Annotated in this window: 16 protein-coding genes; 1 reads left to right on the forward strand and 15 read right to left on the reverse strand. The window is 43.2% G+C overall.

Features of this window, described 5'->3' with window-relative positions; genetic code table 11:
* The 3 genes from L0M85_RS03955 to L0M85_RS03965 are packed head-to-tail and all read right to left on the reverse strand — an operon-like array spanning position 1 to position 3,280.
* Positions 1 to 831, reverse strand: coding sequence for an energy-coupling factor transporter transmembrane component T (locus L0M85_RS03955; RefSeq protein WP_125329119.1), 831 nt, complete (start codon positions 829 to 831; stop codon positions 1 to 3).
* Positions 824 to 2,506, reverse strand: coding sequence for an ABC transporter ATP-binding protein (locus L0M85_RS03960; RefSeq protein WP_238656520.1), 1,683 nt, complete (start codon positions 2,504 to 2,506; stop codon positions 824 to 826). Before L0M85_RS03960 ends, L0M85_RS03955 begins: the two co-directional genes overlap by 8 nt.
* The gene (locus L0M85_RS03965; RefSeq protein ID WP_125329334.1) at positions 2,507 to 3,280 is read right to left on the reverse strand and encodes a nucleoside phosphorylase; all 774 of its coding nucleotides are present in this window, start codon (positions 3,278 to 3,280) and stop codon (positions 2,507 to 2,509) included.
* Positions 3,281 to 3,897: 617 nt separating this feature from the next.
* Between L0M85_RS03965 and L0M85_RS03970 the strand changes: the two genes are divergently transcribed.
* Positions 3,898 to 5,178, forward strand: a complete 1,281-nt coding sequence (locus L0M85_RS03970; RefSeq protein ID WP_048716531.1) for a solute carrier family 23 protein — start codon at positions 3,898 to 3,900, stop codon at positions 5,176 to 5,178.
* Between the two features lie 306 nt (positions 5,179 to 5,484).
* On the opposite strand, the gene L0M85_RS03975 is transcribed toward L0M85_RS03970, so the two are convergent.
* From L0M85_RS03975 to L0M85_RS04030, 12 genes are all read right to left on the reverse strand, one after another.
* Positions 5,485 to 6,381: a DUF4299 family protein gene (locus L0M85_RS03975; protein WP_238656521.1), complete on the reverse strand. Its 897-nt coding sequence runs from the start codon at positions 6,379 to 6,381 to the stop codon at positions 5,485 to 5,487.
* Positions 6,382 to 6,742: 361 nt separating this feature from the next.
* Positions 6,743 to 7,726 (reverse strand): rhodanese-related sulfurtransferase, encoded by a 984-nt coding sequence (locus L0M85_RS03980; RefSeq protein ID WP_140814263.1) that lies wholly within the window; start codon positions 7,724 to 7,726, stop codon positions 6,743 to 6,745.
* 150 nt (positions 7,727 to 7,876) lie between these two features.
* Positions 7,877 to 8,368 carry a DUF6773 family protein gene (locus tag L0M85_RS03985; protein WP_238656522.1) on the reverse strand — a complete coding sequence of 164 codons (492 nt, stop codon included), beginning with the start codon at positions 8,366 to 8,368 and terminating at the stop codon, positions 7,877 to 7,879.
* On the reverse strand, positions 8,369 to 8,848 hold the full coding sequence (locus L0M85_RS03990) for a DUF6773 family protein (protein WP_238656523.1): 480 nt from the start codon (positions 8,846 to 8,848) through the stop codon (positions 8,369 to 8,371).
* A 28-nt stretch (positions 8,849 to 8,876) separates the two neighbouring features.
* Positions 8,877 to 9,071, reverse strand: coding sequence for a helix-turn-helix transcriptional regulator (locus tag L0M85_RS03995; protein WP_003005328.1), 195 nt, complete (start codon positions 9,069 to 9,071; stop codon positions 8,877 to 8,879).
* A gap of 140 nt (positions 9,072 to 9,211) precedes the next feature.
* Positions 9,212 to 9,763: an ECF-type riboflavin transporter substrate-binding protein gene (locus L0M85_RS04000; RefSeq protein ID WP_238656524.1), complete on the reverse strand. Its 552-nt coding sequence runs from the start codon at positions 9,761 to 9,763 to the stop codon at positions 9,212 to 9,214.
* Between the two features lie 13 nt (positions 9,764 to 9,776).
* Positions 9,777 to 10,625, reverse strand: coding sequence for an S-adenosyl-l-methionine hydroxide adenosyltransferase family protein (locus L0M85_RS04005; protein WP_126404726.1), 849 nt, complete (start codon positions 10,623 to 10,625; stop codon positions 9,777 to 9,779).
* Positions 10,626 to 10,642: 17 nt separating this feature from the next.
* Complete coding sequence (locus tag L0M85_RS04010; protein WP_238656525.1) at positions 10,643 to 11,221, reverse strand: MptD family putative ECF transporter S component; 579 nt, start codon at positions 11,219 to 11,221, stop codon at positions 10,643 to 10,645.
* Positions 11,222 to 11,236: 15 nt separating this feature from the next.
* Positions 11,237 to 11,929 (reverse strand): methionine ABC transporter permease, encoded by a 693-nt coding sequence (locus L0M85_RS04015; protein WP_006595735.1) that lies wholly within the window; start codon positions 11,927 to 11,929, stop codon positions 11,237 to 11,239.
* Positions 11,926 to 12,993, reverse strand: a complete 1,068-nt coding sequence (locus tag L0M85_RS04020; protein ID WP_048789833.1) for a methionine ABC transporter ATP-binding protein — start codon at positions 12,991 to 12,993, stop codon at positions 11,926 to 11,928. The genes L0M85_RS04015 and L0M85_RS04020 overlap by 4 nt, the downstream gene beginning before the upstream one ends.
* Positions 12,986 to 14,359 (reverse strand): M20/M25/M40 family metallo-hydrolase, encoded by a 1,374-nt coding sequence (locus L0M85_RS04025; protein ID WP_125334839.1) that lies wholly within the window; start codon positions 14,357 to 14,359, stop codon positions 12,986 to 12,988. Before L0M85_RS04025 ends, L0M85_RS04020 begins: the two co-directional genes overlap by 8 nt.
* A 68-nt stretch (positions 14,360 to 14,427) precedes the next feature.
* Positions 14,428 to 15,300 (reverse strand): MetQ/NlpA family ABC transporter substrate-binding protein, encoded by an 873-nt coding sequence (locus tag L0M85_RS04030; RefSeq protein ID WP_238656526.1) that lies wholly within the window; start codon positions 15,298 to 15,300, stop codon positions 14,428 to 14,430.
* Between the last annotated feature and the right edge of the window lie 5 nt (positions 15,301 to 15,305).

Below are 15,305 nucleotides of genomic sequence, written 5' to 3' on the forward strand. Positions count from 1 at the left end.
TTACCTCCAAGGATTATAGAAGCGACCTTTGTTTACCCAAATCAGGACGATACTCAAGACTACCATGAAGATTGACCCCAGGATAATCAAGCGATCACGAGTGGTCATCTCCTGATAGGTGTACCAAGTTCGTTTTTTATTTTTACCAAAGCGGCGCAGTTCCATGGCCGTAGAGATCGTTTCAATCCGCTCCAAAGAACTAAAAATCAAGGGAGAAATCATCTGAAGATTTCCCTTCACCCGTTGGACAAAGTTGGCCTTTTTAGACAACTCCAAGCCTCTTGCTTCTTGCGAGAGCTTGATAATCTGGTATTCCTCCTGCACATCTGGAATATAGCGCAAGGTCAAGCTCACTGAGTAAGCAATCTTGTAGGACACCCCAATCTGGTTGAGACTCGAAGCAAACTGACTGGGATGGGTGGTCATCAAGAAAATGAGAGCTAAGGGAATGGTACACACATACTTCAAAGCTAGGTTGAAGAGATAAAATAACTCTTGGGCTGTAATACTATATGCCCCTAAACCATCTAGAAGAACTGTCTTTGCTCCATAGATTTCTACCCCATATTGAGGGGCAAAAAGATAGACCATCAAGACATTTAGCAGGGCAAAAGCTAAGGCAAAACTCAGAACAAAGGAGATGTCTTTCAAACGAATGCCTGAGGTTGCAAATAAGGCGAGGGCACCTAGACCAATGACCAACAACAAGCGAGTATCGTAACTCAACATGGCAGCTAATGATACCAAAAGTAAGAAAAGAAGCTTGCTAGCGCCTGAAAGGCGATGCAGAAAACTGGTTCCGGCATGGTAGCCGACTAAGCGATTATTCATGACCTTCCCCCTTCTGATTCATATAAAACTGGGTCAAGGCAAGAGGATCGACACCAAGTCGATTTGCCAAGGCGAAAATAGACGTTTCTTTCAAATTAGCCCGCGTCAAAATTTCTGGTTGAGTCAAGAGCTCAGCCGGTGTCAAATCAGCCAAAACCTGCCCATCCATGACCACGACTGCCCGGTCCGAATAATCCAGCATGAGCTGCATATCATGGGTAATCATGACAATGGTATGCCCTTTTTGATGGAGTTCATCAAGGAAATCCATAATTTCCGTATAGTTTCGTTGGTCCTGACCAGCCGTCGGCTCATCGAGGACGAGAACATCTGGTCCCAAGACAAGGATAGAGGCGATGGTCACCCGCTTTTTCTGACCATAGGATAGAGCAGAAATCGGCCACTTACGAAATTCGTAAAGACCACAGGTTTTCAAGGCTTGATGGACACGATTTTCGATTTGCTCCTCTGGAACATTTCTCAAGCGAAGACCCAGGGCCACCTCATCAAAAATCATGTTGGTCGAGATCATCTGGTTGGGGTTTTGCAGGACATAGCCCACGCGCTCTGCCCGCTCCTTGACACTATCACCCTTGATATCCTCTCCCTTTGAGAAATAGGTTCCTTCCGTCTGGATGAAGCCACAAATCGCCTTAGCAAGGGTTGATTTTCCAGCCCCATTTTTACCAACAATAGCCAACCGTTGGCCTTTTGGAATGGTTAGAGAAAGGTCTTTTAGAATGGGCTGGCCTTCTCGATAGGCAAAGTTCAAATGACCAAGTTCTAGGATTGTCTCTGCCTCTGCACCTTTTTCAAAATGAGGAGTTGGGATATCCACTAATAAATCTCCAAGTGGTAGTTTTTCTACCTTGTCCAAGTGCGGTAGCTCGTTGATATCCTGGCCCAACTGGCGAAGAGTCGTTAAATAGAGGGGTTCACGAATCCCATTTTCTGCCAGCAGTGTCGTTCTCAACAACTCATCTGGGCTCCCATTAAAGAGGACTTGCCCTTGATTGATCAAAATGACCCGATCGATGGGACGGTAGAGCACATCCTCCAAACGGTGTTCGATGATAATGGTTGTCGTTCCCTGCTCTTCATGAATCTGATCAATCAGATCTATGATATCCTGACCCGATTTGGGATCTAGATTAGCCAGTGGCTCATCAAAAAGCAGGATCGGACTTTCGTCAATCAGGACACCCGCCAAGCTGACCCGTTGTTTTTGCCCACCGGATAAATCTTGAGGCCGATGGTCCAAGAGCTTGCTCAAATCTAAGCGCTCCGCCCAGGTATGAACCCGAGTTTTCATCCTTTCCAGCTCCACCATATCGTTTTCAAGGGAAAAAGCTAAGTCTTCTGCAACACTGAGACCAATAAACTGACCATCTGTATCCTGCAAGACCGTACTGACCAAGTGAGATTTCTCATAAATACTGAGATCAAAGGCTTCTTTCCCCTGAATGAGGAATTGCCCACTACTGGTTCCCTTATAAATATTAGGGATAATCCCATTTAAGCACTGGCCAATGGTTGACTTCCCAGAGCCAGATGGCCCGACAATCAGGACCTTTTCCCCCTTATAAATGGTTAAGTTGAGATTTTTTAAAGTTGGCTCAGACTGTGCCTTGTATTGGAAGGAAAAATCCTTCAATTCAATCATTGCTTCTTTCATTTAGTTCGCCTTTTCCCATAAGAGCGCAAATTGGATGGCTAAATCCGCGATTCGATCCTTGCTATCTAAATCCTCATGACTAGATAAGGTTCGGATATCCCATTTTTCTTCCGAGAGGTGGTCTGCTGCGTAGAAGAAATGGCAGAGCTCAAAGTCCCGAAAAGCTGCTAAGGCAGCTACTGCAGAACACTCCATATCTACACAGATGGCTCCTGCTTCCATTCGTCGCTTCATCTTGTCGATAGTTTCCCGGTAGGGAGCATCTGTCGTCCACACTTTTCCTTTCTGATAGGAAACCTTGTGACTATCCAGAAAAGCTTGGAAGAGAGGAAGAGTTTCCTTATTTACTTCCACTTCATCACTAGCCGGAAGATAGTGGTAGCTGGTCCCTTCGTCTCGAAGAGCTGCTGTTGGAATGATGATGGAGGTCGCCTCAATATCTTGGTCCAAAACCCCACAGGTCCCAAAGAGCACCAGTTTTTCCATCCCAAATTGAATCAAATCCTCTATAATCCCTACACAGGAAGCAGCCCCAACTGGTGCATTAAAGACAGCAATCTGTTGGTCTTCAATCGAAATCCCATAGACAATGACTTCAAAGTTGGCCATGGAAGTTCTTGTAATGACCTCATGTTCATAATTTTCAAGGAGGCGCGCAAAAGTTACTCTTGAAAAGCAAGAGATGACTACTTTGGGAAATCCTTCAATGGGACCATGTAGGTCTTGTGGGTTGATAATCGCCTGTCGATTGGCATCAAATTCTTCTAACAGCATCTCTGACTTCTCTTTCATTCATTCTACTTCTAGTCCTCTATTATACCACAAAATCGGCCTCTTTCCTTCTAACAAAGGGAAAAGCAGGCTCACTTGTTCGCCTTTTGTAGTAGAAAATGATACCGAATCTCTCAAAAAGTAAAAGAAAATGGACCACTCAACCACTGCGTCTACCGTTGACCTCTTTCCTAATACAAAAATGAAAACTTTAATGATTTCCTCCTCGCTCTCTTGTTTCTTAGCTCGGGAAAAGGGAGAGGGACAGAAATCGATTACCATTTAAAACGACGGTTTCGTCGTCCCTCCCCCGCAAAGTTGAGTAGGCCCGTCCAAGCGAGAATTAGAGCGTGGGAGGGGCCACTCAACCACTGCGTCGATCGTTAACCTCTTTCCTGATACAAAAATGAGAACTTCAACGATTCCCTCCTCGCTCTCTCGTTTCTTGGCTTGGGAAAAATTCGTTTACAAAACGAATTTTTTCTGCTATACTTCTTAGAAGCAAAGGTTTTTAATGTCATCCTGTGAGGTGACAAAGACACAGAATATGAATAATCTGAGGGCCCTTGCTATGCAAAAAAATCATGGGCTCTTTTTTGGTGCCCAAAAGTGAGGTTATTATGAAAGAAGAATCAACTGTTGATTTGCTCCTGGATGTCGACCAAAGTCCGGCACCCCTAAAAGGAATCTTATTAAGTTTCCAACACGTTTTCGCCATGTTTGGGGCTACCATTTTGGTACCACTCATCTTGGGCATGCCCGTATCCGTTGCCCTCTTTGCATCAGGGGTCGGGACACTGATCTATATGACTTGTACCGGCTTTAAAGTCCCTGTCTACCTTGGATCTTCCTTCGCCTTTATCACAGCCATGGCTTTGGCGATGAAAGAAATGGGAGGAAAAGTCGATGCAGCCCAAACTGGGGTTATCCTGACTGGTCTGATCTACGTACTAGTCGCAGCAGGGGTTAAAGTAGCAGGCACTCGCTGGATTGACAAATTGCTTCCTGCCGTTGTTATTGGACCTATGATCATCGTCATTGGTCTAGGGCTTGCAGGATCAGCCGTTAAGAACGCTGGTTTTGTCGAAGGGGGAGATTGGAAAAATGCCCTTGTTGCTGTCGTGACCTTCCTGATCGCTGCCTTCATCAACACCAAAGGAAAAGGTTTCTTCAAAATCATTCCTTTCCTCTTTGCCATTATCGGTGGTTATGTCTTCGCAGTCTGCTTGGGCTTGGTTGACTTCGATCCCGTCCTCAAGGCCAACTGGTTTGAAATCCCTGGTTTCTATCTTCCTTTCAATACGGGTGGGGCCTTCAAACAATACAACTTGTATTTCGGTCCTGAAACCATCGCTATCTTGCCAATCGCTATCGTAACTATTTCAGAACACATTGGTGACCATACCGTGCTTAGCCAAATCTGTGGCCGTCAATTTTTGAAACAACCAGGTCTTCACCGTACCCTTCTTGGTGACGGGATTGCAACATCTGTATCTGCCTTCCTTGGTGGTCCAGCTAATACCACTTACGGTGAAAATACAGGCGTTATTGGGATGACTCGCATCGCTTCTGTTTCCGTTATCCGAAATGCAGCCTTGATTGCTATTTCCTTGAGCTTCCTTGGTAAGTTTACTGCCCTCATTTCTACTATTCCAAACTCTGTTCTCGGTGGGATGTCTATCCTTCTCTACGGGGTAATCGCAAGTAATGGTTTGAAAGTCTTGATCAAAGAACGCGTTGACTTTAGCTTGATGCGCAACTTGATTATTGCAAGTGCCATGTTGGTTCTTGGACTTGGTGGAGCAATTCTGAAACTCGGTCCAGTGACCCTTTCAGGAACAGCCCTCTCAGCTATGACAGGAATCATACTTAACTTGATCTTGCCACATGAATCAAACTAAAAGAAAAAGTTCTCAACACTGAGAACTTTTTGAATGTAGACAAACTACTTTTTTACATAAAACAGCTAGATAATTTTCATAAAATAATTTATATTTTTTAGTCATTTAAGAATATAGAAAACTTTCCGCTGTGAGAAAAGTGCCTGAATCACAGTTATTTCAGGCACTCGGAATTATTGAGACCTTAAGCTCAATAATTAGTCTTGGAACTTCGAAGAAGTTCGCTGACGTCCGCACTCACATTAGGAAAGTTTTTAAAATTACTTTGTCTTCAATCTGAAACAGTTCAAATGAACTGTTTTTTTATTAGAGTTGGGCTAATTGCAACAAGCGTTCTTTGGACAATTTTTTAATTTCAATTTGATTAGCATCCAACAATTCAAATTCACTCGAGTCCAAAGCATCCAGTAGGGCTTCTAAATTCACAGCAGCCACCGGCTTATAACTCTCTGGCATATCAGGATTTCCAGTGATTTCCACTAGGTTCACTTTCCAGTCGATGACCTCATCCATATTGACCTTCTCTACAAACTCAGCAGGTACAAAAGGCACACGTGGCAAGACAGTATCCGTATCTTCTGTTAGACTGTAACTGCCAATAATGCCTCCCGTTTCGTTCTGACGGTAGAAACGAACTTGACTAAAGAAGGCGGAGCTGTATTGAACCTTTTTAACCACTTGACTGAACTCCTCTAAAGGTTGAGCGGAGTCTAAAATTTTACGAAGGAGCTCACGATCCAAGATCACAGAATGAGCAAATCCCTGAAGTTGATATTGATGAAGGTCTGGATCTTTTTCTAGATTCTGTAGATTCTTCAGCAAATAGTTCTCATAGTCAAAAGAGAAAATAGAATCTGCGTCATAGCTGGTTCCTAAATTATCGTGAATCTCATTCCCCAACTGACGAGCTAGGGCACTGAGCCATTCCAAGATGAGTCGCCAATCTTCAAGGGTGGCAAAATCTGCAAGGATGAACTGATAAGCATGCTCTTGATCCAGATAACGAAGGATGATCGGCAAGCAGCTCTTGCCATAGCGGATACACATCATGGCTGGAAAATCTTTGAGAGAGCGACCAAGCATGGATTCCTCAAAACTGTAGGTAAGAACTCCCTCTACCAAATTCAATACATCTTTAGCTGGCATCACTTTTTGATAGCCAAACATACTCTTTTTATTTCGAATTGAAAACACAACTGACATTTGTTTTCTCCTTTTTGTAATCGCTTACCAAATTATAGCACAAATTTTCACGACTTTCCATAGAAAAAACAGCCGAAAGTCTGTTTTTGAATGTAGACAAACTATTGTGCTACATTAAACAGCTAGATGACTTTCAAAACATGACTTATATTTTTTTGTCATTAAAGAAGATGAAAAACTTTCCGCTGTGAGAAAAAGTGCTTGAACCACAGTGGTTCAAGCACTCGGGAGTTTTGAAACCTTAGGTTCAAAACTAAGTCATGGAACTTCGTAGAAGTTCGCTGACGTCCGTACTCACCTAAGGGAAGTTTTTCAAAAGACTTTGTCTTCAATCTGAAACAGCCAAAAGGCTGCTTTTAACTTATGCAAGAGTTCCATCAAGCGTCTCACCGATAACGGCCAAACGTTCAGCAACTTCTGTCTGTGACAAGTTGTGTTCTTCTACATAGCGATTGCGTGGATGAACACGACACTCATGGGAGCAGCCACGGAGGTACTTGTCTTCGTTTTCTTCTGAAGTCAAGATGCGACGGTTACAGAAAGGATTTCCACAGTTGACATAGCGTTCACATGGTGTTCCATCAAACCAGTCTTTTCCGACAACGCTTGGATCGACATGGTTGACATCGACTGCGATCCGCTCGTCAAAGACGTACATTTTCCCATCCCACAGCTCTCCTTGAACTTCTGGGTCTTTTCCGTAGGTTGCAATTCCGCCGTGCAATTGACCGACATCTTTGTAGCCTTCACGCACCATCCAGCCTGAGAATTTCTCACAACGAACGCCACCTGTACAGTAAACTACGACACGCTTGTCCATGAATTTTTCCTTGTTATCACGGACCCATTGTGGCAACTCACGGAAATTGCGGATATCTGGACGAATAGCGCCACGGAAGTGTCCAAGGTCGTACTCGTAGTCGTTACGAGTATCAAGGACAACTGTATCTTCATCTAGGAGGGCTTCTTTAAATTCTTTTGGAGACAAGTAAGCACCTGTCGTTTCAAGGGGATTGATATCGTTATCGAAGTTATCATCCTCTAATCCAAGGTGGACAATCTCTTTCTTATAACGTACAAACATTTTCTTGAAAGCTTGCTCTTCTTCCTCATCAATCTTGAACCAGAGGTCTTCCATACCTGGAAGGCTGTGAACATAGTCCATGTATTTTTGCGTCGTTTCGTAATCACCAGAAACGGTTCCGTTGATTCCTTCATCAGCAACTAGGATACGTCCCTTGAGCCCGATTGATTTACAGAAAGCCAAGTGGTCTGCCGCAAATTGTTCTGCGTTTTCGATGGGAACATATTTATAGTAAAGTAAAACACGAATAGGTTTTGCCATAAGATTCTCTTTTCTAAGATTAAATTATCAGAATTTTTCATTCAACTATACCAGTATACTCTCCCGAGAAAACGAATGCAATTTATTTGACTGAAAAATAAAAGCCTGGGATTCCAGACTTTTACACGACGATAATAAGGTTCCAACTACCTACTCTTCCTTTTCCAACTGGTCTAAATAGGCTTCATAGCGTTTTTTCTCTACTTTTGCTAGGAGCATCACAAGGGAATTCATCCCCCATACAATCGGAAGATTCAGGAGAAATGTGATAGGAAGCACCAGCAAAAATTTTGAATGAAAGGGATTATTGTGATAGATTGCTTGGTTTAATTGAAAATTTTGAGCCCAGATGAATAAGGAGAGAACACAAGTTACAGTAATAATCCCCATTAGATTGAGGTAGCTATAGCTGATAAACCGTACACCCAATCGTTGACAACGAACCGTATAATACAATCCTGAAACAATGAGTAAGGTTACGACCATAATTGGACTCAGTCCAGGATTGGTAGTAAACATAGATCCCACACTAAAAACCGCTAAGACCAAGAATAGAAAACTAGCCGTTTCAGCACCAGCCTTATTGGCCAGTCCTTCTTCTCGTTCATCTATAATTTGTTTGTTCAACAATTGTAATCTCATTTATTCCTCCTCTAACTCTGCCTCGATCTTCTTTTGTTTTTTCCTATTGATAAGAGCAAGTGGTTTCTCTAACAGATAAGTCAAAAGGGCAAAGACTAAAATGGCAAGAACGATTTTGAGCAGATACTTGGGACTGAACATAAAGCTCATCGTTTCGCGCTTCCCAATCACATCTGTTGCGATCACAAATAAGGCAAATAAGACGCCTGCCCCGATGCGGCTGAACCAGCTATCTTTTTCTAACATATCTCGAATGTCGATCCCTGAGCTGATCCTTCTCACAAAGGCATAAACTCCCATGACAATCAAGAGAATAAGTTCGGGCATATAGGCTACTAGGGCTAAGTCCAGAATACTAGCTTTCACAAAGGCTGATAAGGCGATAAAGCAGGTCATTCCTAAAACAAGTTCCCCTGCAATTTTTCCATCAAGCAGCATGGTCCGTTCATCTTTTACAATTGGTTCTTTCTTTTGTTTCATATGTTTCCTCTTTCTATTGTTAAAACTGTTACTCCCAGAACAGTTGATCCAGCGTCTTATCCAAGGTCTTACAAATAGCAAGGCAGAGGCTGAGGGTCGGATTGTACTTCCCTGCCTCGATCAGGCCAATGGTCTGGCGTGTCACCCCGATGGCATCTGCAAGATCTCCCTGGGTCATATCATGCTCGACCCGGGCCATTTTTAATTTGAGATTTTTCGCCACATGCTTTTCCTTTCTTGTTTTTATAGCTCTATTATACACTATATTTTCTATTTTGCAACATATATCTTACATTTTGTAAAAAATATTTTTGGCAAACAAAAAAAAGCCTGGTTTCCCAGACTTTATCTTCTTAGTTATGATTAGTCTTTAGACAAACTTCCATCTTTTGTTTGAGTCCGTGCATAAGCAATCAAGAGAAGAGAACCTGCAATAGCTACCACTAACGCATTGACAGAACCCGCAACAACACCTTGTAGGAAGACTTTATTTGGATTATCGTGGTAGATCAAGACATCCCCAACCGGAGCAATCAATCCCCAAATAAGCAAGTTGGCAATGACTTGCACAACGTTAAAGACGATCAATTCTTTCTTGGTCACTTCTCCTTTGAGGTCACCGATTTGCTTGCGGAAGATACCAACAAAGAGTCCAAACAATCCACTAGAAATGATCCAGGTCCACCAGAGTCCTCCAGACATGGCATCTTTGATAGCATGACCGATCAAGCCCATTAAGAAGCCGACAACCGGGCCAAAGATCACACTAAAGAGGGCTTGAAGAGCGTATTGCAACTGAATGTTGGTATTTGGAGCTGGCGCTGGAATTGGGATCATCGCAATGACCACAAAGAGAGCTGCTCCAACCCCGATGGCTACAACATCCTTAATTGAAAAAGCTTGTTTTTGTTTCATATTTTATCTCCTATTAATTTTCCATTTTTCTAATTTCGATATGCCAAGAAGCCCCAACTCCTACATTATAGGCCTTGGCAAAGGATCCCTGGTTGATGGCAAGACCAACACGGTAGAGGGAATTGATATAAAGGATTGGCTGTCCAATCCGCACATCGGCGAAAGACTTGCCGTAAGTTACTTGGTTTTGGTAAACCAGCATGTCATTGTTGTAGATGGTCACTTCAAAGCGTTCCCCAAATTCGGGTTCCAAATGATTGAACTCTTCCCGAGTAATCGAAGTCCAGAGGGAACCAAAACGTACATCCAAGATGTCAACGGCTCCTTTGACAAGATTGTCCTCTATAACAGTTTCCACTACAGGGATTTCTACAATATGTTCGACACTGAGTTCTGGTCCCACTTCTTCAAAGCTGATATGGCCACTGGCTAACTTAGCTCCTGTATAGGCATAGACATCACGCCCATGGAAGGTATAAGAAAACTCTGTATTGGCCCGGCGGTTCTTCACCTCTGAAATCTCACGAATGGCAACAATCCCCACATGTTTCTTGATGAAAGAGAGGGTTCCATTATCCGGAGTAACAATGTATTGATTCTTCGCCGTTTTAGCTACCACACTCTTTCGTTTAGAGCCGACACCCGGATCGACCACTGAAACAAAGGTTGTCCCTTCTGGCCAGTAGTCTACCGTCTGAAAGAGGCGGTAACTTCCTTCAAAAATATTGTAAGGGGTAATGTCATGGGTCAAGTGGTGAATCTTGAGGGTTGGTGATTCCTCTAAAGCAACCCCGATCATAGCAGAGACAGCCCCATCTACCAGACCGAAGTCTGACTGAAGGACTAATAAATTATTGTGCATATTTCTTCTCCATCATGTCATTTTCTATCTAGCTTTTGATAGACCAATTGTCCCAGAAGATAACCTAGTAGAGCTCCAAGAAGAAGGGTCAATAAAAACCAGCTCACCGTCTCCATATTCGACGGTACCATAACGCGTTCAATATAATCCATCGATTTCCCACGGGCTAGTAAAGAAGCACGGTAACTAGCCGGTTGGATCCACATCATGAGAATGGGCCCTGTCGTCGTAAAGGAAAAGAGGAGGAAGGAAAGCGCATTGCCTAACTTCGACTGGTAGTGAGCACGGGCTGCGACCAATTCGGCTAAAAGCCCCCCAATAATAGCAGGAAGAAAGGCTCCAGCTCCATGACGAGTGAAAAGGAAAAAAGCACCAATCACAAGAGCAACTACTAGAATAGCTCCTGTCCGTTGAATTTTCTCAACATAGACTCGATAGATCCCTCCACCAACTAGGGCAGAGAAGGCTGGAGCATAAAACATATTCCCTCGATGGTCAACCAGACTTCCAAGCAGGACACCTAAGCCAATGGCAAGAAAATACAAGCCTGCAAAGGCCGCAACCTGCTTAAATTGATGTTTCTGTATTATTTTCATGTATCTATACCATCCTTACCGGTGACTAATTTTCTTGGTCAAGAAATCACCGATAAACTGAATAAAGAAGATCAAAAGCAGAATCAAGAAGGTTGCTAGCAAGGTGACATCATTATTAAAGCGTTGGTAACCATAGGAAATAGCCACGTTTCCGAGACCACCGGCTCCAATCGCACCCGCCATGGCTGTTTCACCAACCAAGGAAATAAGAGTAACAGTTGTGACACGAATCAAATCTGGAAGACCTTCACGAAGATAGACACCTACAATATCCCAGAAGGTCGCTCCACTTGCCTGTGCTGCTTCAATCACACCTCGGTCAAGCTCAGATAAAACGACTTGAACTTGGCGGGCAAAGAAAGGAAAGACGGCTAAGGATAGGGGAACTAAGGCTGCTGTAGGACCGATCCCAGTTCCGACAATCATACGAGTGAAGGGATTGATCAAGGCTAGCAAGATGATAAATGGAATGGCACGGAAGATGGAAGTGATTTTATCCAAGATATGGAAAACCAATTTATTCTCGATAATCCCGCCTGGTGCTGTCAAGACTAATAATAAGCCTGCAATGAGTCCCAACAAACCACCAATCACAAAAGAGATAAAGGTCATGTAAAGGGTCAGATAAATCGCTGTTCCCCATCCAGCTTGGCCACTCCAGCCCATCCGGTAAACATTTGGTAGATAGGTTTGAATAAAGTCAATCATGCATTACTCCCTTCTTTTAAGACACGAACAGAAACACCTGCCGCTTGTAAATCCCGTTGGGCAGCAGATAGATTCGCTGCTTCTCCAGTCAGGATAACAACCAACTCTCCAACAGGGGTATGATCCAAAATTTCAATATTCCCGTGTAGAATATTTGCAGACACTTGGTACTGTTTATAAATATCGTTGATAATCGCCGTGTCTGTCACCGAACCAGAATATTTCAAATGGGCCAAAACAGAATCCGCTGGCAATTGCTTAACAATTTGTTGCTGGTTGATTTTCACCATAGCTTCATCGATTCCTGTTGCTGTTGTGATGAAGTCTTGCGTTAATTCATTCTTAGGATTTGAGAAGATATCTAAAACAGAACCTTCTTCAATCAATTCACCATTTTGCATAACAGCAACCCGATTGGCAATGTCTTTGACAATTTGCATTTCGTGGGTAATCAAGACCACTGTCAAGCCCAACTTCTGATTCAGCTCTTGCAGAAGAGCAAGGATTTGTTTGGTCGTTTTTGGATCTAGGGCAGATGTTGATTCGTCAGAAATCAAAATCTTTGGATCGTTGGCGAGCGCACGCGCAATCGCCACCCGTTGTTTTTGACCACCTGACAACTGAGCAGGATAGTTGTCCGCCCGATCTGACAGTCCTACTAGTTCCAACAACTTAGCTACTTTTTCAGCCTTTTGCTCTTTAGACAAATTTGAATGCTTAAGGGCAAAGGCCACATTTTCAGCAGCGGTCATTTGGGCCATTAGATTGAAGTGTTGGAAAATCATACCAATGTCTCGGCGTTTTTGGCGTAAAGCCGCAGCATTCAAGGTCACCTGATCTTGATAGATGACATCACCATCTACGGTGATAGTACCTGCTGACGGTACTTGCAAGAGATTGATGACCCGTACAAGCGTTGATTTCCCTGCACCAGAATATCCAACAATCCCGTAAATATCCCCTTCATTGATATGAATGGTCACATCCTTCACGGCTGCAATTTCACGTTTTTTCTGATGAAAGGTAACATCGATATGGTCCAGTTTGATAATTTCTTTACTCATAACTTGTGATTAACTCCTTAATTAATTCAATATGGGTATAGTAGTCTGCAATTTTCACATTTTCATCCCCACCATGATCTCGACTATTGGCATTTCCGATACCAAAGGCAGCCATTGGAACTTGCAAGGCCTCAAAGACCGTATGCATGGGACCAGTGCCTGCAGTTGTCGGAAGAACACAGACCCCTTCTGGATAAAAGCGTTTGGCCAGATCAATCACATTGAGAATGGACGGCGCACTCATATCACTCCGATAGCTCATTTCCCCTAGTGTGAAAACAAGTTCAATCTTCTCAAAGCCATTCTGATCCAATTGTTTACGAATCAACTCCAAGACTTGTTTAGGCTCCAAGCCTGGCACCAACCGAACTTCCATCTTGGCTCGAGCTTCTGCAGGGAGAATCGTCTTGACTCCTTGTCCCTGATACCCTGTTCCCAAGCCTTCAATGTTCATAGCTGGCTCAAAATAAAAACGTTTTAAAAACTCACTTCGTTCTTCTTTCAAGATAGGCAATTGGAGATTGTAGATTTCTGTCACATCGTCCGCCGTTTTATTAGCATAACGATCAATCAGGGCCAGTTCCCGCTCGTTAGGCTCCTCAATCAAGTCGTAGAGTCCATCCACCAAGATGCGACCGTCTTTATCTCGAAGACTGGACAAACCATTGAGCAGATACCAAGATGCTGATTCCACCACTCCACCATAGCTGGAATGGATATCCACATCTGCACTTTTGACCACCATGTCAAAGGTAACAATCCCCTTGTTGCCACCGGAGATTTCCAGTTCCCCTTGTTGGTTACGAGTCCCTTGTTCCCAGACTAAGAGATCTGCCCCACGCAAGTGTTTTTTGTGTTTGGCTAGATACTTATCCAGGTCGGTCGAAGCAGATTCTTCTGCTCCTTCGATGATAAAGGTAATGTTGACTGGCAGGTCGCCATTCTCACGGATATATTTGCGAATAGCCGTTAACCGTGCTGTAATATGCCCCTTGTCATCATCTACCCCTCGACCATACATGGTCCCGTAATGGACCGACAGCGTAAAGGGATCACTTGTCCAAGGTTGGTCGCCATCTGCTGGAACAGTATCGTAATGGTTGTAGAAAATGATGGTCTTGGCATCCGGATTGGGTGAAACAAATTTAGCAATGACAAATGGCGCTGTGTAACTGTCATCCACAGTTACCTTAGCTCCTGCAGCTGTGAAAATTTCTCCCAAATAGGTCGCTACTTCCTTTAAGCCAATCTGCTGGGCAAAAATGGAGCGTTTGGAAATGAGGGTCCTCAGGACTTCAAAATAATGTTGAGCCACCTCATCATTTTCAAATTTGCGTATTTGTTCTGTCTCTCTTGGATTGGACATCATTTCCTCCTACTATACACGATAAGAGGTAGAGAAAACCTTCTCCACCTCTCTATTCATCCTATCAATTACCAAATTGGTTGGTCCATACCGTCTGAAGATTCTTCGATGACTTTCTTCACGTTGTCAGTATGGTAGGCTTTAATAATGGCTTCGATTGCTTTTGCTTTATCAGATGATTTCCAATCTTTCTTAGCTGCAATCAAGTTGTACCATTGTTTAGAGTTGCTGTTTGCTTTTTCTACAAAGAGAGCTTTCTTGTAATCAATACCTGCTTCACGAACAAAGGTGTTATTGATGATTGCTGCATCAACTGATGGAAGTGAAGAAGCTGTTTGAGAAGCGTCCAACTCAGAAATTGTCAAGTTCTTTGGATTGTCTTTGATGTTGCTGATGGTAGCCAATTCCCCATCTTTTGTATCCAACTTGATCAAACCAGCTGATTCCAATACATACAAAGCACGGCTTTCGTTTGTTGGGTCATTTGGTACTGCAATGGTTCCTTTTTCAGGAATGTCTTTCACATCAGTGTATTTGTTCTTCCCATCTTTAGTACCAGAGTAAAGACGGATTGGCGCAATGTAAGTATCTGCTACAGAAACTAGGTCTGCGTTGTTTTCTTTGTTCCAGTTTTCAAGGTAGTTGTAATGTTGGAAAGCGTTGATATCCACATCCCCATCACGAACAGCTTGGTTTGGTTGAGAATAGTCTGTAAACTCAGTGAATTCCAACTTGATGTTTGCTTTTGCATCATCCAAGTTCTTTTGCACTTCTTTCCAACGAGCTTCTTCTGTATCGCTTAAGCTTATCACCCCAACTTTAACAGTTGTTACACCATCTTTATCAGATGATTTAGATGATTTTGAAGACCCACATGCTGCTAAGGCAAAGGTTGCAACGGTAGCAAGAGCTGCTACACCAAAAAGTTTTGTTAATTTCATGTTCT

Origin of the sequence: Streptococcus sp. DFI.7.26 (genome assembly GCF_022240605.1) — a bacterium.
GTDB lineage: Bacteria > Bacillota > Bacilli > Lactobacillales > Streptococcaceae > Streptococcus > Streptococcus xiaochunlingii.

Excerpts from the sequence above, each read along its gene's own strand:
- L0M85_RS03970 (WP_048716531.1), top strand. The coding sequence starts at position 3,898 with ATGAAAGAAGAATCAACTGTTGATTTGCTCCTGGATGTCGACCAAAGT.
- L0M85_RS04010 (WP_238656525.1), bottom strand. The coding sequence starts at position 11,221 with ATGAAAATAATACAGAAACATCAATTTAAGCAGGTTGCGGCCTTTGCA.
- L0M85_RS03980 (WP_140814263.1), bottom strand. The coding sequence starts at position 7,726 with ATGGCAAAACCTATTCGTGTTTTACTTTACTATAAATATGTTCCCATC.
- L0M85_RS03985 (WP_238656522.1), bottom strand. The coding sequence starts at position 8,368 with ATGAGATTACAATTGTTGAACAAACAAATTATAGATGAACGAGAAGAA.
- L0M85_RS04000 (WP_238656524.1), bottom strand. The coding sequence starts at position 9,763 with ATGAAACAAAAACAAGCTTTTTCAATTAAGGATGTTGTAGCCATCGGG.
- L0M85_RS04020 (WP_048789833.1), bottom strand. The coding sequence starts at position 12,993 with ATGAGTAAAGAAATTATCAAACTGGACCATATCGATGTTACCTTTCAT.
- L0M85_RS04015 (WP_006595735.1), bottom strand. The coding sequence starts at position 11,929 with ATGATTGACTTTATTCAAACCTATCTACCAAATGTTTACCGGATGGGC.
- L0M85_RS03990 (WP_238656523.1), bottom strand. The coding sequence starts at position 8,848 with ATGAAACAAAAGAAAGAACCAATTGTAAAAGATGAACGGACCATGCTG.
- L0M85_RS03975 (WP_238656521.1), bottom strand. The coding sequence starts at position 6,381 with ATGTCAGTTGTGTTTTCAATTCGAAATAAAAAGAGTATGTTTGGCTAT.
- L0M85_RS03965 (WP_125329334.1), bottom strand. The coding sequence starts at position 3,280 with ATGCTGTTAGAAGAATTTGATGCCAATCGACAGGCGATTATCAACCCA.
- L0M85_RS04030 (WP_238656526.1), bottom strand. The coding sequence starts at position 15,300 with ATGAAATTAACAAAACTTTTTGGTGTAGCAGCTCTTGCTACCGTTGCA.
- L0M85_RS04005 (WP_126404726.1), bottom strand. The coding sequence starts at position 10,625 with ATGCACAATAATTTATTAGTCCTTCAGTCAGACTTCGGTCTGGTAGAT.
- L0M85_RS03960 (WP_238656520.1), bottom strand. The coding sequence starts at position 2,506 with ATGAAAGAAGCAATGATTGAATTGAAGGATTTTTCCTTCCAATACAAG.
- L0M85_RS03955 (WP_125329119.1), bottom strand. The coding sequence starts at position 831 with ATGAATAATCGCTTAGTCGGCTACCATGCCGGAACCAGTTTTCTGCAT.
- L0M85_RS04025 (WP_125334839.1), bottom strand. The coding sequence starts at position 14,359 with ATGTCCAATCCAAGAGAGACAGAACAAATACGCAAATTTGAAAATGAT.